At 75.9% G+C, this 22,738-nt stretch carries 11 protein-coding genes; all 11 read right to left on the bottom strand.

The genetic code is table 11. From position 1 onward, the window contains the following. Positions 1–54: 54 nt before the first annotated feature. Positions 55–1,566, bottom strand: a complete 1,512-nt coding sequence (locus tag ACYVHU_RS23340) for an ABC transporter substrate-binding protein (RefSeq protein WP_078760854.1) — start codon at positions 1,564–1,566, stop codon at positions 55–57. Positions 1,567–1,612: 46 nt separating this feature from the next. Further along, the gene (locus ACYVHU_RS23345) at positions 1,613–1,837 is read right to left on the bottom strand and encodes a ferredoxin (RefSeq protein WP_235000826.1); all 225 of its coding nucleotides are present in this window, start codon (positions 1,835–1,837) and stop codon (positions 1,613–1,615) included. Further along, positions 1,834–3,063 (bottom strand): cytochrome P450, encoded by a 1,230-nt coding sequence (locus tag ACYVHU_RS23350; protein WP_078760853.1) that lies wholly within the window; start codon positions 3,061–3,063, stop codon positions 1,834–1,836. The genes ACYVHU_RS23345 and ACYVHU_RS23350 overlap by 4 nt, the downstream gene beginning before the upstream one ends. Before the next feature lie 78 nt (positions 3,064–3,141). Further along, complete coding sequence (locus tag ACYVHU_RS23355) at positions 3,142–4,881, bottom strand: ABC transporter ATP-binding protein (RefSeq protein ID WP_078760852.1); 1,740 nt, start codon at positions 4,879–4,881, stop codon at positions 3,142–3,144. Then, positions 4,878–6,716: an ABC transporter ATP-binding protein gene (locus ACYVHU_RS23360; protein WP_078760851.1), complete on the bottom strand. Its 1,839-nt coding sequence runs from the start codon at positions 6,714–6,716 to the stop codon at positions 4,878–4,880. The genes ACYVHU_RS23355 and ACYVHU_RS23360 overlap by 4 nt, the downstream gene beginning before the upstream one ends. Further along, the gene (locus ACYVHU_RS23365; RefSeq protein ID WP_498949514.1) at positions 6,713–7,447 is read right to left on the bottom strand and encodes a class I SAM-dependent methyltransferase; all 735 of its coding nucleotides are present in this window, start codon (positions 7,445–7,447) and stop codon (positions 6,713–6,715) included. Before ACYVHU_RS23365 ends, ACYVHU_RS23360 begins: the two co-directional genes overlap by 4 nt. 27 nt (positions 7,448–7,474) lie before the next feature. Next, complete coding sequence (locus tag ACYVHU_RS23370; RefSeq protein WP_078760849.1) at positions 7,475–8,260, bottom strand: thioesterase II family protein; 786 nt, start codon at positions 8,258–8,260, stop codon at positions 7,475–7,477. After that, on the bottom strand, positions 8,257–9,384 hold the full coding sequence (locus ACYVHU_RS23375; protein WP_078760848.1) for a Gfo/Idh/MocA family oxidoreductase: 1,128 nt from the start codon (positions 9,382–9,384) through the stop codon (positions 8,257–8,259). The genes ACYVHU_RS23370 and ACYVHU_RS23375 overlap by 4 nt, the downstream gene beginning before the upstream one ends. Then, entirely contained in the window at positions 9,381–10,526 is a 1,146-nt protein-coding gene (locus ACYVHU_RS23380) for a saccharopine dehydrogenase NADP-binding domain-containing protein (protein ID WP_078760847.1), read from the bottom strand. The genes ACYVHU_RS23375 and ACYVHU_RS23380 overlap by 4 nt, the downstream gene beginning before the upstream one ends. Beyond that, the gene (locus ACYVHU_RS23385; RefSeq protein WP_432940126.1) at positions 10,523–16,009 is read right to left on the bottom strand and encodes a non-ribosomal peptide synthetase; all 5,487 of its coding nucleotides are present in this window, start codon (positions 16,007–16,009) and stop codon (positions 10,523–10,525) included. The genes ACYVHU_RS23380 and ACYVHU_RS23385 overlap by 4 nt, the downstream gene beginning before the upstream one ends. A gap of 78 nt (positions 16,010–16,087) precedes the next feature. Then, positions 16,088–22,615, bottom strand: coding sequence for an amino acid adenylation domain-containing protein (locus ACYVHU_RS23390; RefSeq protein ID WP_498949507.1), 6,528 nt, complete (start codon positions 22,613–22,615; stop codon positions 16,088–16,090). Positions 22,616–22,738 lie beyond the last annotated feature (123 nt).

Here is a 22,738-nt window from a genome sequence, read left to right on the forward strand (position 1 = left end):
CGCCCCGCCGGGCAGCGGCGGGGCGGGAGGGGCGGGTCACAGGACCGAGGTCCATCAGCCGGCCACGTCGACCTGGTCGATGAACAGCCGCTGGAAGCCGAGGCCGGTGGGCAGCCCGCTCACCTCGTCGCGCGCGAGGTCGATGCCGTCGCCGACCCCCCACACGACGTAGCCGCCCTCCTCCGCGACACGCTGCTGGAGGTCGGCGATCATCGCGCGCCGCTCCTCATCGTCGGCCGTCGCCAGCGCGTCGGCGAGGTCGGCGTCCCACTCCTCCTCGGCCCAGCCCGTCTCGTTGATGGGGCCGTCGGTGACCAGCGCCATGCGGGCGAAGTCGACGAAGGCGCTGCCGCCGAGACTGTTGAGGTAGAACGGTTCGACGTTCCACACCTCGCTCCAGTAGGTGTCGGGCGGGCCGCTGTCCACCGTGACGTCGATTCCGGCCTCCCCCAGCTGCTCGGCGGCGAGCACGGCCGCGTCCTCCATGCCCGGGTAGGAGGTGGTGGTGTGCAGGGTGAGGGAGACGCCGTCCTCGTGGCCGGCCTCGGCCAGCAGCTCGCGGGCCTGTTCGACGTCGCGTTCCACCGGCCGGGGCTCGGGGGCGGCGGCCTCCGCCGGGGACACGACGTCGGTGCCGGGCGTCCCGTAGCCGAGGAAGACGGTCTCCACCAGCTCCTCGCGGTCCAGGGCGAGCTTGACGGCCTCGCGTACCCGCGGGTCGTCGAAGGGCTCGGTCTCCAGGTTCATGACGAGCGGGTAGTTCACCGAGGCCGGCCGGGTGACCACCTGCATCGTCTCGTCGGCGGCGTACTGTTGCGCGCTGACCGGGGAGACGCTGCCCGCCACGTCGGCCTGCCCGGAGGCGACCGCCGCGGCGCGCGCCGCGGGGTCGGGCATCGCGGTGATCTCCAGGCGTTCCACCCGCGGCGCCTGCCCCCACCAGGCGTCGTTGCGTTCCAGGACGGCGGTGGTGTCGTCGCCGCCGGCGGGCGCGAACGGGCCGGAGCCGGGGACGGGCTCGGTGATCTCGCCGGTGCCCTCGGGGACGATGAAGGTGAGGGCGGCCAGGGCGCCGCCCACCTCGGCGTAGGGCTGGTGGGTGCGCAGCTCCAGTTCGTGTTCGCCGGTGACCCGGGAGGACTCCAGGTCGAACATCGAGAGCCGGCCGTTGTTCTCGGCCCCCTTGCCCTGGATGCGGCGCAGGGAGAACAGCACGTCATCGGCGGTGACCGGGGAGCCGTCGGAGAAGACCGCGTCGTCGCGCAACGCGATCCGCCAGCGGGTGAGGTCGCCGTCCACTGCCTCCCAGGACAGGGCGAGACGCGGCTGGGCGACCCCCTGTTCGTCGGGGACCGTCAGCACGTCGTAGAGCATGGCGAAGCGCAGGTAGTCCGACTCGTTGCCGACCCTGCCGTGGGGGTCGTGGGTCATGGCGGCCGGGGCGCCCACCGCCGCGTAGCGCAGTGTCACCGGATCCTCGGTGGTGGCCGCGGTGTCGCCGCCCGCGCAGCCGGTCGCGGCGAGGACGAGGGCGCACCCGAGAGCGAGGATCGTTCGCGATCTCATCGGGGAAGGGACCTTTCAGGTTCGGTGCCGCGCCGAGCGCGGCGGTTCACGCGGGTTCCTCGGCGCCGAGGGCGCCCGAGGGGCACAGGTCGACGGCGAGGAGCAGGTCGTCTCGCGCCTCCGCGGGGACGTCGGCGCGCAGGAGGCGGACCGTCCCGTCGTCGTGCTGGTCGAACAGGGCGGGGGCGACCCGCGCGCACTGGCCGGCGCCCACGCACACGCCGGTCTCGGCGCGCGCCCGCAGCGCTCCGGCGCCGGACCCCGGGCTCACCACCGGACCGGCACCTCCTCCAGGCCGAAGATGGCCGAGGCGGAGCGCAGCGGCAGTTCCTCGACGGGAACGGCCGGGCGCAGGGTGGGCACCCGGTCGAACAGGGTCCGCAGCGCCACCTCCAGCTCCAGGCGCCCCAGGTTCTGGCCGACGCACTGGTGCACGCCGTACCCGAACGCGACGTGGTGGCGCTCGGATCGGGTGATGTCGAGTTCGCCGGGGTCGGCGAAGGCGCGCGGGTCGTGGTCGGCCGCGGCGAGCAGCGCGATGAAGCCGTCGCCCGCGGGGATGGTCGCCCCGTCGAGTTCGATGTCCTCGGTGGCCACCCGCAGCGGGATGACGTCGGCCACCGACAGCAGGCGCAGCAGTTCGTCGACCGCGGCCGGCCACAGGCCGGGGTCCGCGCGCAGCAGGTCGAGCTGGTCGGGGTGGCGCAGCAGGGTGAGCGCGGCCAGCGGGATCATGTTGCGCGAGGTCTCGTGGCCGGCGTTGAGGGTGATGCCGATCTGCGACAGCAGGGAGCTGCGGGTGATCTCGCCCCGGGCGAGGGGGCCGGTGACCAGGCGGCTGATCAGGTCGTCCTGCGGGTCGGCGGCCTTGTCGTCGATGAGGCGGTCGAGCAGCGCGAACAGGTCGGCGAGGGCCGCGCCGACCTGTTCGGCGGTGCTGGAGCGTCCCCCGGTGATCGTGGTGACGCGCCGGAAGAACTCCAGGTCGGCCGTTGGCACCCCGAGCAGCCGGCAGATCACCGTGGTGGAGACCCGGTTGGCGTAGTCGCCGACCAGGTCGGCCGGCGCGGGCCGCGAGAGCAGGTGGTCCACCTGCTCCGCGCAGATCTCCTCGATCGCCGGGCGCATGGCGCGCACCCGCTTGACGGTGAACTCGCCGACGAGCATGCGCCGGACCCGGGTGTGGTCGGGCGGGTCCATCCGGATGAAGGGGCGCAGGTCGGCGGCGACCGCCTGCTCGCCGTCGCCGAGGGCGGGGAAGGCGGGGTGGCGTGCGTCGGAGCTGGCCGCGGGGCTGGCCAGCGCGGTGCGCACGTCGGCGTGGCGGGTGACCAGCCACGCCTCCTTGCCCCCGGGGATGGCGACCTTGGTCAGTGGGGCCTCCTCGCGCATCGCCGCATAGGCGTCGGGCGGCGCGAAGGGGCAGGAGCGGCCGATCGGGAAGGAGGCGGGCCGGCCGTCGGCGGATCGCGGCTCGGCGGAGGGGGACGAGGTCATCTTCTCTCTTCTTCTCTTCTCTGAAATTTCTCGAAGGGTCGAGTGCCAAAGGATCCGGACGCCTCCGCGCGGCGCCGGTCAGGCCGGCCCGGCGGACAGCCGCCAGCCCAGGGCCCGCTCGCGGGCGCGCAGGAACCCGGTGTAGTGGCCGTCGGCGGCGAGCAGTTCGTCGTGACCGCCCTGCTCCACGACCCGGCCCGCGTCGAGGAACACGACGTGGTCGGCGGCGCGCACGGTGGCCGGGCGGTGGGCGATGACGATGAGGGTGCGCTCACGCGCCAGTTCGGCCACCGTGGCGGAGACGATCGCCTCGTTCTCGGCGTCCAGGGCCGCGGTCGCCTCGTCCAGGACGACGATGGACGCGTCCTTGAGCAGGGCGCGGGCGATGGAGACGCGCTGGCGCTGCCCGCCCGACAGGGCCGTGCCGCCCTCGCCGACTCGGGTGTCCCAGCCGTCGGGCAGCGTGGCGACGACCTCGTCGAGGCCGGAGAGGCGGGCCGCCCGCTCCAGGTCCTGCGCGGTGGCCTGCGGCGCGGCGACACGGATGTTGTCGGCGATGGTGGCGTCGAACAGGTAGACGTCCTGGAAGACCATGGCGACCTGGCGGGACACCTCCTCGCTGCCGAGGTCGCGGGTGTCCACGCCGCCGATGAGGACCCGCCCCTGCCGGGGGTCGTGGAAGCGGGCGAGCAGCCGGGCCACGGTGCTCTTGCCGGACCCCGAGGGGCCGACCAGGGCGGTCACCGTCCCGGGCGCGGCGCGGAAGGTGACGCCGTCGAGCACGTCGGGCCCCTCGTCGGTGTAGCGGAACCGGACGTCGTCGAACTCCACCCCGGCGTCGCGCGGGGTCTGCGGCTGCCGGGGCTCGGGCAGCGGTCGCAGGTCCAAGACGGCGTTGATGCGTGCCAGGCCGGCGGCCGCCATGCGCAGCGCGGCACCGAGGTCGGCCGCGTTGGACAGCGGGTGGACGAAACGGACGACCAGGACGAGCAGCGCCACCGCGAGCGGCCCGTCGGGGGTTCCGCCGAGCGCGAGGTGGACCGCGAGGAACACCAGCGCACCGAACGCGACCCGCAGCACGAGGGCGTACCCGGTCAGCGCGGGGATCCCCGCGAGCAGGAGGCGGCGGACGGCGGCGTGCTCGGCGCGCAGCGCCTCGTCCAACCGCGCGTGTCCCCGCGTGGTCCGGCCGAAGGCGCGCAGGACCGGCTGGGCCCGGGCGTACTCCAGCACTCGTCCCGCGGCCTCGTCGGCGACGGTGTCGCGCGCCGCCTCGTTGCGGCCCACGGCCCGGCCCGCGTGGTGGAAGGCCGCCCACAGCGGCAGGGCGCAGACCGCCGCCGCCACACCGATCCGCCAGTCGTAGACCAGCAGCGCGAGGACGGCCACGGCCGGGGTGACCACCGCGTCGGCCAACGGCGGGAGGATGTGCACGGGGACCTGCATGGCACGGGAGACGCCGTCGGTGGCCATCCGGTTGAGCTCGCCCAGGCGCGCCCCGGTGAACCACCCCAGGGGCAGGCGCGCCACATGGGCGCCGAGCCGGTGGTGCAGTGCCCGGGACACCCGCCCGCCCAGCTCGAAGTTGAGGTAGAGCGAGACCGAGCGCAGCAGCGCGTAGAGCACGGTGACCACCAGCAGCACGATCAGCCAGGGTGCCGCCGCCGCGGGCCCCTCCCCCAGCAGCGTGGTCACGACGGGGACGAGCAGCGCGAACAGCACGCCTTGGAGGGCGCAGACCAGCGCGGTCAGGAGCAGGCGGGTGCGGACCGGCCGGGCGTGTTCGGGGCCGATCGCGTGCAGGAAGGCGCGGATCACCGGTCGTCTCCCCCTCCGTCGTGGGTGGCGTCGTGCTGGGCCCGCCACAGGGCGGCGTAGCGTCCGCCGCGGGCGAGCAGGTCGTCGTGGGTGCCGCTCTCCACGATCCGGCCGCCGTCCATGACCGCGATGCGGTCGGCGCCGGTGACCGTGGCCAGGCGGTGGGCGATGACCAGGACGGTCCGGCCCCGGGCGAGTTCGCTCAGCGCGTCCTGGACGGCGGCCTCCGACACGGGGTCGCTGGCGGCGGTGGGCTCGTCGAGGACGAGCACGGGGGTGTCGGCGAGCAGGGCCCGGGCGATGGACACGCGCTGGGCCTCGCCGCCGGAGAGTTCGGCGTCCTCGCCGACGACGGAGTCGTAGCCGCGCGGCAGTCGTTGGATCCGCTCGTCGATACGGGCGGCCCGGGCGGCGGCCTCGATCTCGGCGCGGGTGGCCTCGGGGCGGCCCAGCGCGATGTTGGCCGCGATGGACTCGCGCAGCAGCCGGACCTCCTGGAAGACGAAGCCGACCTTCCGGTAGAGCTCGGCGGCGGGGATGTCGCGCACGTCGGCGCCGCCGACGGTGACCGATCCGGCGGTGACGTCGTGGAACCGGGCCGGCAGGGTGGCCAGGGTGGTCTTGCCCGCTCCCGAGGGGCCCACCAGGGCGGTGACGGTGCCGGGCTCCAGCACCAGGTCGACGCCGCGCAGCACCTCCTCGCCCGACCCCTGCCCGTCGGCCGGGGGGTAGGCGAAGGCCACGTCGGAGAAGACGACGCGCGCGCCCTCGGGCGAGGCCCCGCCGCCCTCGGGCAGCTCCGGCTCGGCCAGCAGGTCGGCGACCCGGCCGGCCGCGGCCCGGGCGGCCTGGATCTGCTGGACGCGCGACCCGATGACGTTCATCGGCGCGCACAGCGCCGGCGCGAGCAGGGCGAAGGGGACCACGTCGAAGGGGTCGTTCCACCCCAGGGCCGCGGTCGCGGCCCCCGCCGCGACGACGACAACGGTGACGACGACGGGCGACAGCACCAGGAAGGAGCCCACCGAGGGGGCCATCGTCGACCGCGACCAGGCGATGAAGAAGTCCGCGAAGCGGTCCGCGGCCCGGGTGAAGCGTTCGTGGGCGCGCCGCTGCCCGCCGAAGTGCTTGACCACGGTGATGCCGTCGATGAACTCCACGGCGGCGGTGTTGACGTCGCTCATCGCCGCCGCGTACTCGGCCATCCGGCGCATCGACCCGGACATGGCGCGGGCGAACAGGAGGACGCCGAGCGCGACGGGAAGGAGCGCGACGAGGGTGAGCCGCCAGTCGACGACGGCCAGGTAGACCAGGGCCGTCGCCGGGACGGTGACCACCGTGGCCAGGTCGGGCAGCGTGTGCGCCACCAGGGAGTGGACCTCGTCGATGTCGTCGTGCAGCGCCTTCTTGACCCGGCCCGACCCGCGGCCGGAGAACCAGCCGAGCGGGACCCGGCCCAGCCTGTCGGCCAGGGAGCGCCGCACGTCGAGCTGCATGTCGTTGTCAGCGAGGTGGCCCACCAGGACCGAGACGGCGGAGAGCGCCGAGGCCGCGAGCGCGGCCACCAGGGCGACGGCCGCCCACGTCCAGGCGCGCGCGGCGTCGGGTCCCCCCGCGGCGAGGAGGGCGCGGGCGACCTCGGCGACGGCGATGAGCGGGAACAGCCCGAGCACGCCGGCGAGAGCCTGGAGCGCCACCGCCGCGCGCACCCGGGCGCGAACCGGACGCAGCAGGACCCCCAGCGGTCCGGCGGGACGGCGCCGCCCCCGCGCCGTGGCGCCGCGCGGCCCGCCGCCGGGCGACCGGTTGGCCGGTGGGGCCGACACATCCGTCATTTGACCAGCACCCCGATCTCGGGCGTGGCCTCGCGCCCCGCCTGGACCAGGCGCTTGGCGGTCAACCCCGACTCCTCGGCGAGCCGCTGCACGCCGAAGGTCTCCCAGTCGTACTCGTCGGCCACGGTGCGCACCAGCTCGCCGCCGCGGTGGACCCGCCACTCGGTGCGCCAGCGCATGACGCCGGCGCCGGCGGGCTCGCCGGAGACCCACCACTCGTAGACCTGCTCGCCCACGCTCTCGCGGACCATGCGGGTGAAGGGGATGGTGCGGGGGGTGTCGACCCCCATCAGTTCGACCACGATGGGACCTCCCGGGGGGAGCCGGTCGGCCAGGCGGCGCCACAGCGCGGTCCGCTCGGGCCGGGGGATGTGTCCGGCGACGCCGAAGATGACCGCGGCGGAGATCGAGTCGGGCAGCGGGAGCTCCTGGGCGGGCTCGGGCAGCACGGTGACGCGCCGGCGCAGGTCGGGGTCTGAGAAGACCCTGCTGGTCAGGATCGCGCGCATGTTGGGCGAGGGTTCGGCGGAGATGATGCGCGCCGAGGGCAGCGTCTCGGCGATGGTCGCGGTGACCAGGCCGGTGCCGGCGCCGATGTCGACGATGGGACCGTGCGAGGTGTCCAGGCCGGCCAGCGCGGCCCGCAACGCAGGCGCGCTGGAGGTCAGGTGGCGGTGGCCGACGAGGTCGAAGAACTCGGCCGCCGGCGAGTAGTAGTCGGGCGCGGTGATGGTGTCCTCCGAAGGTTCAAGGCGTGGTCAGGGGGTGCTGGGCCACGGCTGGCGTGCCGCGGCCAGGGCCGGATCGAGCCTGCGCAGCAGCGCGCGGACCACCGCTTCGCGGGCCGGCCCCAGGTAGAAGTGGTCGCCGGGGAAGACCTGGACGTCCATGCGTCCGGTGGTGACCCCGGCCCAGCCCGCGGCGCGGCCGGCGTCGACCTCGGGGTCGGCGTTCCCGGTGAAGACGCTGACCGGGCAGGACAGGGGCGCGCCGGGGAAGGGCCGGTAGCGTTCGATCAGCCGGTAGTCGGCGCGCACGCAGCCCAGCACGACGGCGCGCATCCCCGGGTCGGCCAGCACCTCGCGTTCGGTGCCGCCCAGGCGGACGAGTTCGGTGACGATCTCCTCGTCGGTGGCGAGGTGGACCGTGCCGGCCGGCGCGTCGCCCGGGGCCATGCGCCCGGAGGCGAACAGCCGCCGTGGCTCCGCGTGGCCGCGGGCCCGTAGCTCGCGCGCCAGCTCGTAGGCGACGGCCGATCCCATGCTGTGGCCGAAAAGGGCGTAGGGACGGTCCAGCAGCGGGGCGAGCCCGTCGGCGAGGGCCGCGACGAGGGTGGCCATGTCGTCGACGGGCTCCTCACCCAAGCGGTCCTCGCGTCCCGGGTACTGCGCGCACACCAGGTCCACGGCGGACGGCAGCAGCGCCGCCCAGGAGCGGTAGGCGTTGGCGCCCCCGCCCGCGTGCGGCAGGCAGACCAGGCGGAGCCGGGCGCCCGGCTCCGGGCGGAAGCGGCGCAGCCAGGGGTGGGGCGATGACGCGGTCATGGGGTTCCTGTCGGTGCGGGGCCGGCGAGCTCGGCGGCGCGCAGCGGCCGGGGCGGGGTGGGGCGGATGATCTCGGGGCGGCCCAGGCGGCCGGTGACGTCGTGCCAGATCCGGCAGACGGCCAGGTCGTAGTGGCCGCGGGCGAGCGGGTCGGCGCCTTCGGCGATGTCGGCGGCCAGGCCGCGCAGCGCCCGGGCGATCGCCTCGGGCCACAGCCGGGCGAACACCTCGCGGAAGGGCACCGGCTCGGTGCCCTCCAGCACGGTCGCGCTGGGCTCGGTCAGGTGCTCGGTGCCCGGCCCGGTCGAGACCAGCCGCCCGTGGGCGTCGCGGGGCGCGTGCAACCGGGGGTTCCACAGCACCGGCCCGTGGGTGTCGGCGAGGGTGAGGACGCCTCCCTCCGCGCCGATGGCCAGGCGGTGCCACAGCAGCGCGTGGTTGTCGCCGTCGGAGGGGTCGAGCTGGTTTTGCACCCGCAGTGTCAGCGGGACGCCGCCGATGACGCCCTGCACGGTCCGGTAGGGACGTGGGGTCGCGGCCAGCGCCTCCACCCCGGCCGGCGGCTCCACCGGGTCGGCCAGGCCCCAGGGGCGCAGCCCGCCCAGCGCCCGGCCCATGACGTCCAGGAGCGGGTAGAGCACCTGGATGGCGGCGGTGGCGTCGGCGAACAGCAGCCGTCCCCGCCGCCGCAGCTCCGCGGCCGCGGCCAGGAACCGGGCGATGGGGGCGACGTGGCGGTAGAAGGGGTTGAGGTGGTGGACCACCCCGTGGGCGCGGGCGGTGCGCAGGGTCGCGGCCAGCTCGTCGTGGTGGACGGGGTGCTCCTGGAGCACGTGGACGCCGCGGGACAGCAGGGCGCGGGCCAGTTCGCTGCCCGGCCCCCCGGAGACGGCCGCGCCCACGACCACGCAGGCGACGTCGACCCCCTCCGGCAGCTCCTCGACCGAGGTGTACAGGGGGACGCCCAGGCGCCGGGCGTAGGCGCGCGAGTGTTCCCCGCCCCGGGCCAGGATCGCGACCAGTTCGAACTCCCCGGGCAGGGAGCGCACCGCCTCGGCGTAGAAGCGGCCGAACCCGGTACCGCACACGACGGTGCGCAGGGGGCGTCGGGACGGGCCGGTCACAGCGTCCCCTCCTCGGCCCCGGCCGCCTCCCCCGCCGCGGCCACCCCTTCGACCACGCGCAGGGTCCCCGCCTCCGCGTCGGCGAACAGCAGCCGCACGGTCGCGTCGGGGTCCACGACCTCGGCCGCGTCGTGGACGCCGGCCCCGATCCCGCCGCGCAGCACGGCGTCGGCCGTGACCGCGCCGACCCGCCCGGTCATGCGATAGCTGTCGGACAGTCGCACCACCAGCGCGCGCTCGCGCGCCTGCCGGTCGGTCAGCAGCAGGACCAGCAGGTAGTAGGGGACGCGCCCGGCCAGGTCGAGGTCGGCCGCCGCGCGCAGCCGTTCGGCGGTCCGCGCCGTGGCCGCCTCCGGCCGCCCGGCCACGGCGGTCAGCACCGAGCGGGCGCGCGGGCCGGGGTGGACGTTGTACCACTCCAGCTCCGCCAGGCCGAGGGAGGCGGCCAGGCGGGCGGCCTCGTCGGTCAGGAAGGGTTGGACGAAGGCCGGCGCGGGGAAGAAGGGCGGCTGGGCCTCGTCGACGGCCCGAAGCGCCCGGGACACGCGCCGCCCGTCGCGCCAGGCGGCCAGCGGCTCGCCGAACACGGCGGCCGGGTCGGCGCCGGGCAGGGAGAGCAGGAGGTCGCCGGCCGCCGCCGGGGTGCACCGTTCCAGGCCGCCGCAGTAGGCCACGACGCTGCGCAGCCCGGGGCCGCGCAGCGCCGCCCAGCGCGGCAGCAGCGCCGACAGGCCGGGCAGCACCCCGGCCGACAGCACGACCGCGCGTCCCGGGCGCGGCGGGTCGGCGTCGAAACGCCGGCGCACGGGGGCGTCCCCGGTGACGTCGACATAGTGCGCGCCGGCGTCCAGCGCGGCGCGGGCCACCCGGTCGACGATGCGGTAGGAGGGGCCGGCGCAGTTGAGCACCACCGCGCAGCCCGCGGCGAAGGACGCCAACGCCGCGGGGTCCTCGACGTCCACGGTGACCGCTTCGGCGCCCGGCCCCAGTTCCCGGGCCAGGTCCGCCAGGGGGGCGTGGCGGCGTCCGCCCAGGCGCAGCCGGGCGTGGCCGAGCCCGCGCAGGAAGCGGGCCGCGGCCGTGCCGACGGCGCCCGAGGCCCCGGTGACGCCGACCAGGGGGGTGTCGGGGAGGGGGGTCATCGGGTGAGGTCCCCTCCGGTGATCTCGTCGAGCAGCTTGACGACGCCCGGCGCGTAGGGGACGGACAGGCAGCTGAAGTGGTCGCCGGCCACGTCGACGATGCGCAGGTCGCCCAGGACGAGCCGCTCCCAGTAGTCGGTGACGCTCTCCTTGTTGCCGGGGAAGGGGTAGGCGCCGCTGTGCCGCAGGAAGGTGATGTCGCCGGCGTAGGGCTCGGGCTCATAGCGCGAGATCGCGAAGACGCTCTGGCGGAAGATGCGGAACAGCTCGTGCAGCGCCTCGGGCTCGTAGGTGCCCGCCGAGGGCGGAACGGCCGCGCACATGCGCTCGACGCGGACGTCACGGGGAACCTCGGCCAGGGCCCGGAAGCAGGCGGCGACGTCGGCGTACTCGCCGGTCAGTTCGCCGATGGCGCCGTCGGGCAGCAGGCCGGGGGTCCGTTCCAGCAGCACATCGGAGGCGGCCGAGACCCGGTTCTCGTCGGCGGGGAAGCCCACGGCCACCGGGTCGATGCCCATCATGACCGCGAAGGCGTACTCCGAGATCAGCTCGTCGTCGAGGCGGAAGGGCGGGCGGTGGGTGCTGATCGCGGTGAGCGAGGCGACCTCGGCGCCGGCCTCGGCGAGGGTGCGCGCGACCTCGGTCGCCACCAGCCCGCCCAGACAGTAGCCGACCACGTGGAAGCGCCGCCCGCCCTGTTCCAGCAGCGCGTGGGCGTAGTCGGCCGCCCACCGGGTGATGACGGTGGCGGGATCGGCCTCCAAGAACACCGGCACATCGGGCAGTTCCAGTCCGGCCAGGGTCGTGGCGCCGGCCGACCTGCGCCGGATCTCGGTGATCAGCGCCCGGTAGGGGACCAGCGTCCCGGTCCCGGCGTGGACGAGCGCCGTCACCGTGCCGCCGCCCGGACCGTTGAGCGCCACGTAGGGGCCGGCCGGCGCGGCGTCCGCGCCGCGGTGCGGGGTGGCGCGGTCACGCAGGTAGGCGGCCAGGCCCGCCACGGTGGGACGGCGCAGCATGTGGCGCAGCACCACCTCCCACTCGATGTCGCCGACGCCCGGGACGGCCTCGCCCAGCCGGCCCACCATGCGCGCGACCAGCAGCGAGTCCCCGCCCAGGGCGAAGAAGTCGTCGTCGCGGCCGACGTGCTCGCGCTCCAGCAGGCCGGCCCACAGGTCGGCCAGGGCGCGTTCCAGGTCGTCGGCGGGCTCGGCGGGCAGGGCCGCGACGGCGGTCGGGGTGTCCTCGCGCGGCAGGGCCGCCGCCAGCGCGGCGCGGTCCACCTTGCCGTTGCCGGTCAACGGGAGCGCGTCGAGGATCCGCCACTGGGCCGGGACCATGTAGTCGGGCAGCCGGGCCGCGACGTGGCGGGCCAGTTCGCCGGCCGTGAGCGGTTGCCGGTCGGTCTTGAACCGGGCCAGGTAGAGGCTCTGCCCGGTGCGGGCCAGGCCGTCGTCGTCGCCGGGCAGGACCAGGTCGGTGACGGCCCCGGCGCCGGCGAGCGCGGCGGCCCACTGCTCGCGGGTGAGGAAGGTCTGGTCGGCGGCGGCCCGCGCGTCGTGGTGGCCGCCGTCCAATCCGTCGAGGAACTCCATGGAGACGAGCAGGGACGGGTTGTGCTCCCGGGTCGTCTCGATGAGGACGAGGTGGCCGCCGGGGACGAGCAGCTCGCGGAGGCGGCGCAGGGCCGCGTCGGCGTCGATGGCGTTGTGCACGACGTTGGCGGCGACGACCACGTCGAAGGAGTTGGGGGCGTGCCCCTGGTCGCCGATGTCGCGGTTGACGTCGAACAGCCCGTAGGAGACCCAGGGGAAGGCCGCGAACTGTTCGCGTGCCTCGGTGAGGAAGAACGGCGAGATGTCGGTGAACAGGTACTCGACGTCGTGCCCGGCCAGCGCCGGGACGATCTCGGCGGTGCTGCCGCCCACGCCGGCGCCGATCTCCAGGACCCGCAGCGGCTCCTCGCCGGTGCGCGCCGCGGCGACCTCGCGCAGCGCCGCCGCCGCGGCGGCGTTGAGGTGGCGGATGGCGAGGTTGTCGCGGTAGGCCGCGCCGGCGGTGTCCAGGCCGGCGCCGGGGAACAGCAGCGTGCGCACGTCGAGTTCGCCGCTGAGCAGTTCGGGCAGGTGCTCGGCGCAGGCGCGCATGTAGTCGAGGACCTCGGTGCCGTAGTCCACGCGCCGTTCCAGCTCGGCCAGCCGTTCCCAGGCCCGCCGCGCCTCCTCCTCGCCGACCGGGCGCAGCCCGGCGAGCCGGCCGTCCTGCTCGCCGAGGCGTCCGGCGCGCAGCAGGGCGTCCAGCCAGCGCCGGACGAGGCGGTGGTGGCGGCGGTCGGCGCGCAGGGCCGCGGCGACCTCCGCGCGGGTGTGGGATGCCCCCTCGGCGAACAGGCCCGCGCCGGTGAGGGTGCGGGTGATCGCGGCCAGCGCGGCCTCGTCCATCGCGTCGAGGAAGACGCCCAGGTCGGCGCGGTCCAGTCCCGCGGTGGCCGTCTCGGCCGCCGCGCGGGCGCGGGCGGCCGGGGCCGTGGTGTCCTCGGCGGGGTGGTCGCGGCGCGCGGTCTCGACGAACGCCCCGAGCCTGCGGGAGTCGCGGTCGCCCACCGCGAGGACCGCCGCGGCGGCCGCGCCCGGGTGGGCCAGCAGCGCCGCCTCGATCTCGGCGAGCTCGATGCGGTGGCCGCGGACCTTGACCTGGGAGTCCTCCCGGCCCAGGAACTCGATGTCGCCGCCGGGCCGGTAGCGGCCCAGGTCACCGGTGCGGTACAGGCGCTCCCCGGTGCGGGGGTGGGTGACGAACCGTTCGGCGGTCCTGGCCTCATCACCGAGGTAGCCCAGCGCCACCCCGGCCCCGCCGATGTAGAGCTCGCCGACGACCCAGTCGGGGCGGTCGTTCATCCGCTCGTCCAGGACGTGGAAGGTCTGGTTGGCGAGGGGACGGCCGTAGGGGATGCTCGGCCAGGCCGGGTCCACCTCGCCGATGGGGTGGTGGATGGACCAGATGGCCGCCTCGGTCGCGCCGCCCAGGCTCACCAGCGACAGGCCGGGGACGCGGGCGCGGATGCGGTCGGGCAGCGTGACCGGGATCCAGTCGCCCGACAGCAGGGCCAGGCGCAGCGTGGGCAGGTCCGCGTCACCCGCCGAGGCCAGGTAGTCGTCCAGCATCTGCATCTGGGCGGGGACGGAGTTCCACAGGGTGACGCCGTGGTCGGCGACCAGCTCGGCCCAGTGCGAGGGGTCGCCGCGCCGCTCGGCGGAGGGCAGCACGAGGGCTCCCCCCGCGGCCGGGGGGCCGAACAGGTCGTAGACCGACAGGTCGAAGCCGAGGGAGGCCAACCCCAGGATCCGGTCGCCGGGTCCGACCTCGAAGCGCCGGTTGACGTCGGCGACGGTGTTGAGGGCCGCCCGGTGGGAGATCATCACCCCCTTGGGCACACCGGTGGACCCGGAGGTGTAGATGACGTAGGCGAGGTCGCCGGGCGCGGCGGCGCGCGGCGGCCGCGCGGTGAGGGCCGGCCCGGCGGGAACGGCGTCCACGGCGATCGGCTCGGCGGTGTCGGCCCAGTCGTCGATCCCGGTGAGCCAGGACTGGGTGAGGACGTGGCGGATGCCGGCGTCGGCGAGGATGACGCGGCGCCGGTGGGCCGGCTGGGCGATGTCGATGGGAACGTAGGCGGCGCCGGCGAGCAGGACGGCGTAGGCGGCGACGACCTGCTCCACCCCCTTGTCCATGACGATGGCCACGCGGTCGCCGGGACGGCAGCCGCGCTCGGCGAGCACGGCGGCGACCGCGGCCGCGCGGGCCCACAGCTCGCCGTGGCTGGTCGTCCCCTCGGGGGTGATGACGGCGGGAGCGTCGGGGGTGCGCAGCGCGGCGTCGAGGGCCCCCTCGTGCAGCAGGCCGCCGGGCAGCGGGCCGGCGGTCGCGTTGACCTCGGCGCGCAGGTCGAGCTGGTGGCGCGGGACGCGGACCGGGTCGGCGTCCTCCCAGACGTCGGCGGAGCCGGCGAGGCGGCGCAGCAGGTCGACGTAGGCGGCGAAGGCGTCGGCGGCGACCCCCTCGGGCAGAACCTCCTCGCGCACGTCCCAGCGCACGCCGAGCCCGCCCTCTTCCAGGGAGACCTGGCAGTCCACCCACACCTGCGGGGTCTGGCTGACGCCGTGGACCTCGCGGGAGGCCCACGACCCGCCCGCTGCGTCGGGCTCCTCGGCGCCGATCGCGCCGGTGAAGACCACCGGCATGAGCACGGCGGGCTCGTCGCGGCGGCGCGACAGCTCGGCGAGCACCTCGCCCCCCGAGTACAGGGCGTGGTCGAGGTCCTCGATCAGCCGGCCCTGCCGGGTCCGGGCGCGCTCGGCGAAGGTCGCGCCGTCACCCGAGCGCACCGCGAGCAGGGTGACGGTGGTGAAGTCGCCGACGATCCGGTCGACGTCCTCGTGCAGCGGCAGCCGCCGCGCCACCGGGAGGTTGAGCGTGAAGTCGGGTCGGCGGCTCCAGCGCGTGATCGTCTCGGCGTAGGCCGCCAGCGCGACCGCCGAGGGGGTGAGCCCGTGTTCGGCGGCCCGGGAGCGCAGGGCCCGCCATTCGGCGGCGGACAGGGCGGCCCGGTGGCGGGTGAAGCGGGCGGGCGCGTCGATGGCGCGCTCGCGCAGCGGCAGTTCGGGGGCGGGGGGCAGGTCCTCGATCCGCTCCATCCAGTAGGCGCGGTCGCGGTGGTAGCCGGGACCGTCCTTGAGGGCGCGCTGGGCCAGCACGTAGTCGCGGAAGGTCGCGCCGATGGGCGGCAGCGGGTGGTCGGGGTCGGCGTAGAGGGCGGCGAGCTCGTCGAGGAGCATCCGCACGCTCGCGTAGTCGGCGGCGAGCAGGTCCACCGACAGGTGCAGGACACTGCGGTCGTCGCCGCGGGTGAGGTGGAGGCGCACCAGCGGCCAGGTGCCCGGGTCGGGGACGAGGTCGCGCAGCCGTTCGCGGGCGCGCTCGACGTGGACGGTGGTATCGCTGCCGCGCACGTCGGTGACGGTCAGGGCCTCGCCGGGGGCTTCGGGCAGGACGCTTTGGTGGCCCTCGGCCGCGACGACGACGCGCAGCATGTCGTGGCGTTCCACCAGGGCGGCCCAGGCGCGGCGGAGCCGTTCGGGGTCCAGGTCGTCGAACTCCAGCTCGGCGTAGGCGTGGCAGGCCACGCCGCCGTAGTCGTAGGCCGTCCCGCGGCCGACGAGGTAGGCGCCCTGGACGTCGGTGAGCGGGAACGGCTCGTGGCGCGCGGCGGGGTCGGGGGTCAGCCGGGGCCGGGCCTCGGCCCGGAGCAGGGCGAGGATCTCGTCGCGGTGGGCGCGCAGCAGCGCGCGGCGCTCCTCGGTGAGCGTGCCGGTGGGGGCGCGGAACCGGATCCGTCCCTCGTCCTCCCAGAGGTGGACGCCGTCGGCGCGCAGGTCGGCCAGCAGCGCGGGGAGTGTGCCGGTGGAGTCGTCGATGGCGGACACGTGCTTCGCCTCTTCTTCCTGGTTTCTGCGGGCGGCCGGGGGCCGTCGGGGATGGTGGGACGTGGGTGGGGCGGAGGGTCAGATCACGCCGGTCTCCCCCCGGTCGCCTCCGGCGCCGCGGACCCTGGCGGCGAGCGCGGCGAGGGTGGGGGCGGCCAGGAAGGAACGGGTGGGGACCTCCACGCCGAGGACGGCGCGCACGGTGGTGATCATCCGGATGGCCAGCAGGCTGGTGCCGCCCAGCGTGAAGAAGTTGGCCTCGCGGTCGGCGACCGGCACCCCGACCAGCTCGCTCCACACCCGCGCGATCTCGCGTTCGACGTCGTCGCCCAGCGGTGCCGCGGCGGTCGGGGGGAGCGGGCCGGCCGCGCCGGCGCGTTCGGTGAGCGCGGCGAGGTCGACCTTGCCGTTGGCGGTGAGCGGCAATTCCGCCAGGACGTGGATCAGCGCGGGGACGGCGTGGGCCGGAACCCGGTCGGCCAGGTGCGCGGCGAGGTCGCCGGGGGCGACGTCGTCCCCGCGCGCGACGACGAAGGCGACGAGGCGACGCGCCTCGCGCGGACCCGAGGCGACCACGGCGGCCCGGCGCACGGCCGGGTGGTCCTCCAGCGCGGCCTCCACCTCGCCCGGTTCCAGGCGGTGACCGCCGATCTTGACCTGCCGGTCGGCGCGGCCGAGGAACTCCAGCAGGGCCCCCGGCCGGTAGCGGCCCAGGTCGCCGGTGCGGTACCAGCGCACCCCCTCGTCGGTCACGAACCTGTCGGCGGTGCGGTCGGGGTCGCCCCGGTAGCCCAGGGCCACCCCGGCGCCGCCGATCCACAGTTCTCCGGGCACCCACTCGGGGCAGTCGCGGCCGTGCGGATCGACGACGCGGTAGCGCTGGTTGCGCAACGGGCGCCCATAGGGGACCGAGGGCCACCCCTCGGGGGCGTGCCCCCCGTCGAAGGCGTTGGACCAGATCGCCGCCTCGGTGGCCCCGCCCAGCGCGACGAGGCGGACGCGCCCGCCGGTGGCCTCGCGCAGCCGCGGCGCCAGGTCGGTGCCCACCCAGTCGCCGGAGACCAGGGCCAGGCGCAGGTCCGGGGGAACGGGGCCGTCCTGGGCGGCGAGCAGCAGCATGTCGAGCAGGGCGGGCACGGTGTTCCAGACGGTCACCCGGTGCCGTTCGGCCAGGTCGCGCCATCTGGCGGCGTCCCTGCGCTCCTCCTCGCCGGGCAGCACGAGCGCGCCCCCCGCGCCGAGCAGGCCGAACAGGTCGTAGACGGAGAGGTCGAAGTCGAGCGCGGACAGGGCGAACACCCGGTCGTCGGGGCCGACGCCGTAACGTTCGTTGATGTCGGTGACGGTGTTGAGGGCCGCCGCGTGGGTGACCTCCACCCCCTTGGGCTCCCCGCTGGAGCCCGAGGTGAAGATGACGTAGGCGGTGTCGTCGGGGTCGCGCCGGACCGGCGCCTCCAGCGGGGGTTCGCTCAGCAGCCGCGCGGGGGTGACGGTGCCGGGCGACGTCGCCTCCTCGGCGATGGCCAGCACGACGCCCGCGGCGCGGTGGATGCGCTCGCGCCGGCGCGCGGGCTGGTCGGGTCCCACCGGGACGTAGACGGCCCCGGCCGCCAGCGCGCCCAGGACGGCGCAGACCTGGTCGGCGCCCTTGGGCAGGCCGATCGCGACGGCCTGGCCGGGCTCCACGCCGGCGCGGCGCAGGCCCGCGGCCATGCGCAGGGCGCGTTCGACCAGTTCACCGTGGGTGAGCTCACCGTCGTCGGTGATGACGGCGGGGCGGGTGGCGCGCTGGTCGGCGCGGGCGAACACCGCGTCGTGCAGCAGGCCGCGGGGGGCCGGCCCCCTCGTGGCGTTGGCCTGCCGGCGCTCCTCGCGCTGCCGGGCGGGCAGGAGGTCCGGTGGCGCCGCGATCCGGCCGGTGCGCGCCAGGTGGCGCAGCGTCTCCAGGTAGGCGGCGAACATGGCGTCGAGGACGTCGGGGCGGAACAGCTCCTCCACCGCGTCCCAGTAGACCTGGAGGCCCCCCGCGATCTCCAGGACCTGGTTGTCGAGGTGGACCTGGGGCGACTGCGACAGTCCCCAGACCCGTTCGGGGAAGGCGGGCGGAAGGTCCATGGAGACGTCGCCGCCCAGGCCGAGGGAGCTGGTGAAGACGACGGGGACGCCGGTGTGGGCGACGCCGGTGCGCTGGGCGAGGTCGCGCAGCACCCAGGGGGCCGACGCCTCGCGGTGGTCGAGGTCGCGGCCGATGCGCCGTTGCAGGGAGCGGGTGGCGTCCAGCAGCTTCTCGCCGGGGTCGCGCCGGTAGGAGGTCAGCGACAGCGAGGTGAAGTCGCCCAGGACCCGGGAGATGTGGGGGTGGGTGTCGTGGCGGTTGAACAGGGTGAGGGTCAGGCTCAGGGCGGTCTGCCCGCTCCAGGCTCCCAGGACCTCGGCGTAGCAGGCGAGCAGCAGGGTCGACGGGGTGATCCCGGCGCCGCGGGCGAGGTCGGTGAGGGCGCGCCACTGCCCGGGGTCCAGGCGGGCGCTGCGCCGGGTGAAGCGGGGGGTGGCGACCGTCGCGGGGTCGGTGGCCAGGGGCAGGGCGGGCGGCGGCGGCAGTTGCACGGCGCGCTCGCGCCAGTAGTCGCGGGCGCGCTCCACGGCCGCGGGGTCGTCGTGGACCTGGGTGACGTAGTCGCGGAAGGTCACGTCGATCGGGTCGAGGACGGTGTCGGGGTCGGTGTAGAGGCGGCCCAGCTCGGTGTAGAGCGTCATGATGCTCAGCGCGTCCAGGACGAGGTAGTCCAGGCCGACCCCCAGGCGGGTGCGCTCGACGCCGTCGCGGACGTAGCGGACGGCGCGCAGGTCGAACAGGGGCCAGCGGCCGGGCTCGAAGACGCGGTGGGCCATCTCCTCGCGCAGCGCGGCCAGGGCGTGGTCGGGGTCGCCGGGCCCCGCCTCGGTGACGGGGATACGGACGTGGGGCACCTCGGGCAGGACGCGCTGGCGGCCGTCGTCGTCGAAGACCGCCCGCAGCATCCCGTGCCGGCGGACCAGGACGTTCCAGGCGTGTTCCAGCCGGTCCAGGTCCACCTCGGCGCCGTCGAACTCGGTGTAGTGGTGGGTGCCGACGCCGCCGAGCGGGAGTTCGGGGCTGCGCCCGGTCAGGTAGGCGCGCTGCACCTCGGTGGGCGGGAACGGGTCGTGGGCGTGGTCGGGGTCCGGTTCGACCCGGGCCGCGCGCCGGCCCTCGACCTGGGGGGCGAGGGCGGCGGCGAAGTCGCGCAGGACGGGGGAGGCGAACAGGCGGCCGACGCCGGCGTCGGCGTAGCCCTCCTCCCGCAGCGCCGCGACCACCCGCGTGGCCAGCAGTGAATCGCCGCCCAGAGCGAAGAAGTCGTCGTCGCGCCCCACCCGCGACCGGCCGAGCAGGTCAGCCCACACCCGGGCGACGGCGGCCTCGACCGGGCCGGAGGGCGCCGCCGAGGGGGTGGTGGCCGCGTCCGCGCGGGCGCGCACCGCGCGGACGACGGCGGCGCGGTCGGGCTTGCCGTTGGCGGTCAGGGGGATCTCGGGCAGGGTGACGATCCGCTCGGGCAGCATCGACGCGGGCAGCAGGGAACCGGCGTGGCCGGCCGCCGCGGCGGCCGGGTCGCCCGTGGCGTCGGGGGCCGCGGTGACGGCCGCCACCAGGCGCGGCGCGGGGTCGGGCAGCACCAGCGCGACCGCGCCGGCGATGTCGGGGTGGGCGGTCAGGGCGGCCTCGACCTCGCCGAGCTCGACGCGCACGCCGCGGACCTTGACCTGGTGGTCGGCGCGGCCGAGGAAGTCCAGCGTCCCGTCGGGCAGGCGGCGGACCAGATCGCCCGTGCGGTACCAGCGCCGTCCGTCGCGCACGACGAACCGGTCGGCGGTCGTGTCGGGGTCGCCGCGGTAGCCGAGGGCCAGTCCGGCGCCGCCGACCCACAGCTCCCCCACGGCGTGGTCGGGGCGGTCGCGCTCGCGCGCGTCCACGACCCGGCAGGCCACCCCCGGCAACGGCCGTCCCCACGGGATCGAGCGCCACGCGGGGTCGACCCGCTCCACCTCTTGGAGGGTGGAGTGGATGGCGGCCTCGGTCATGCCGCCCAGGGCGAGGAAGCGGCAGCCGGGGGCGAGCGCGCCCAGCCGGCCGGGCAGGTCCACGCCGACCCGGTCGCCGCCGAGCAGGACCGCGCGCAGCGGCGGCATCGGCGCCATGTCGGCCTCGGCCGCCGACAGCAGCAGGTCGAGCAGCGCGGGGACACAGTTGAGGATCGTCACGCCGCCGCGCGCGGCCGTGTCGGCCCATCGGGTGGCGTCGCGGCGGGCGTCGCCCTCGACGAGGACCGCGGCGCCACCGGCCGACAGCGGCGCGAACAGGTCGTAGACCGACATGTCGAAGTCGGGTTCGGCGAGGGCGAGCGTGCGGTCGGACGCGCCGAACCCGACGATCTCGGCGAGCACGTCGATGGTGTGGGCGGCGGCCCGGTGCGCCACCTCCACCCCCTTGGGCACCCCCGTGGACCCGGAGGTGAAGAGCACGTAGGCCACCGCGTCGGGGTCGGTGTCGCGGGGGGCGGCCAGGGGCGGGGCGGCCAGGGCGTCGGCGACGGCGAGGACCGGCGGCGCGTCGTCCCCCTCGCCGGGGGCGTGGGCGTCTTGGGCCAGGACGAGTCCGGCGCCCCCGACGCCGATGACGCGCGCGCGGCGCGCGGGAGGCTGCTCCCGGCCCACCGGAAGGTAGGCGCATCCGGCGGCCAGGACCCCCAGCACCGCGGCGACCTGGTCGAAGCCCCTGGGCAGGTCGACCGCGACGGTGCCGCCCACCGGCAGCCGCGCCGCGACGGCGCCGGCGACGCGCAGGGCCCGCGCGGCGAGCTCCCCGTAGGACAGGGTGGTGCCGTCCGAGGCGACCAGCGCGGTGGCGTCGGGGGCGCGGCGGGCGTGGGAGAAGAACCTCCCGTGCAGCGGACGCGCCTGCGGGAGCGGGGAGGACGCGCCGACGATCTCGGGACGGCCCGGCGTGGTGAAGGGCCGCCGCCAGGTGTCGGGGTCGTCCACGAGCGCGTCGACGAGGTCGCGGTAGGCGGCGAACGCCGATTCCAGGACCCCCGGGGCGAAGACCTTCTCGCGCGCGTCCCAGTTGAGCAGCAGGCCGCCGTCCAACTCGGTCACCTGGGCGTCCAGCCACACCTGCGGCCCCTGGGAGATGATCCAGGTGGGCCGGCCGAAGCACTCCTGCACGGCGCGGGTGAACAGGGGGCCCAGGCCGATCGCGCTGGTGTAGACGACGGGGGCCAGGACGGGGGTACCGCCCGCGGCGCGGGCGAGGTCGCGCAGCACCTCGACACCGCTGTAGGCGCCGTGGCCGATGGCCTGGTGCAACTCGCGCTGGATCCGTTCGGCCCGCTCGGTGAAGGGGAGGTCGCCCTCGACGTCGGCGGCCAGCAGCACCGACCCGCTGAAGTCGCCGATGACCTGGTCGATGTCGGGGTGCAGGGGCGCGCGGTCGAACAGGGGCAGGTTGAGCAGGAAGCGGGGCGCGCCGCTCCAGCCGCCCAGCGCCTCGGCGAAGGCGGCGGCCAGCGCGGCGGCGGGGGTGACGCCTGCGGCGCGGGCGCGTTCGGTCAGCCGGCGCGCCCGTTCGGGGTCGAGCCGGTGGTGCAGGCGGGTGGAGCGGGCGTACTCCGAGCCGGCGGGGGTGGGCCGGGAGGCGTCGATCACGGTGGGCAGCTCGGGCGGGGCGGGCAGGTCGCCCAGCCGCCCGTGCCACCAGGCGCGGTCGCGTTGCCTGGCCGCGGTGTCGCGTGAGGCCCGTTCGGCCAGGTAGCGGGCGAAGCCGTACTCCAGGGGCGGCAGGGGGCGCCCGTCGTAGGCGGCCACGAGGTCGTCGAGCAGGACACGCAGGCTGAGCGCGTCGGCCACGATCATGTCGAGGTCGACGTGCAGCCGTGTCGCCCCGTCCGGCAGCAGGGACAGCGCGACGTCGAGGACCCGCCCCGAGGCGACGTCCATGCGCCGGTGGGTGGCGTCGTCCCGGATCGCGTCGAGGCGTTCTCGCACCGCCGCGGCCGGCAGGTCGCGCAGGTCGTGGACGGTGACGGGAACCGGGCCGCCCGGCGGGACGATCCGCTGACGCCCGTCGTCGAGGAAGCGCGCGCGCAGCATGGGGTGGCGTTCGACGACCGCGGCGACGGCGGCGGTGAGCCGGGCGGGCTCCACCCCGTGGCCGTCGAACTCGGTGTAGAAGTGCGCGGCGACCCCGCCCAGCGGCTGCTCGTCCTGGCGGCCGATCCAGTAGGCGTGCTGCATCGTGGCCAGTTCGAACGGCTCGTCCTCGGCCGGCGTCCGCGTGGTGGCCGGGGCCGGGGCGGGGGCGGTCTCCAGCAGTTCGGTCCAGGCCCGGACGGTGGGCTCGGCCGCGAGGTCCGCGAAGGTGATCTCGGCCCCCTGCTCGCGCCATGTCCCGGCGAGCCGGATCAGGCCGAGGGAGTCCAGACCGTGGTCGAAGAGGTCGTCGCCGTCGGCGAAGTCGTCCATGCCGATGATCTCCGCGACCCTCGCGCGGACCTCTCCGGCGAAAGCCCGTCCCTGACCCGACACCGCCCACTCCCCTCAGCGCACGCCACTCACGAAAATGAAACTGATAACCGTTTTCATTATGCGGCATCATGTATAGCACTGCCGGCTTGTCCCAGTCGAGCCGGATTCGCGAAGAATCGGGAG

The organism is Marinactinospora endophytica (assembly GCF_054780875.1).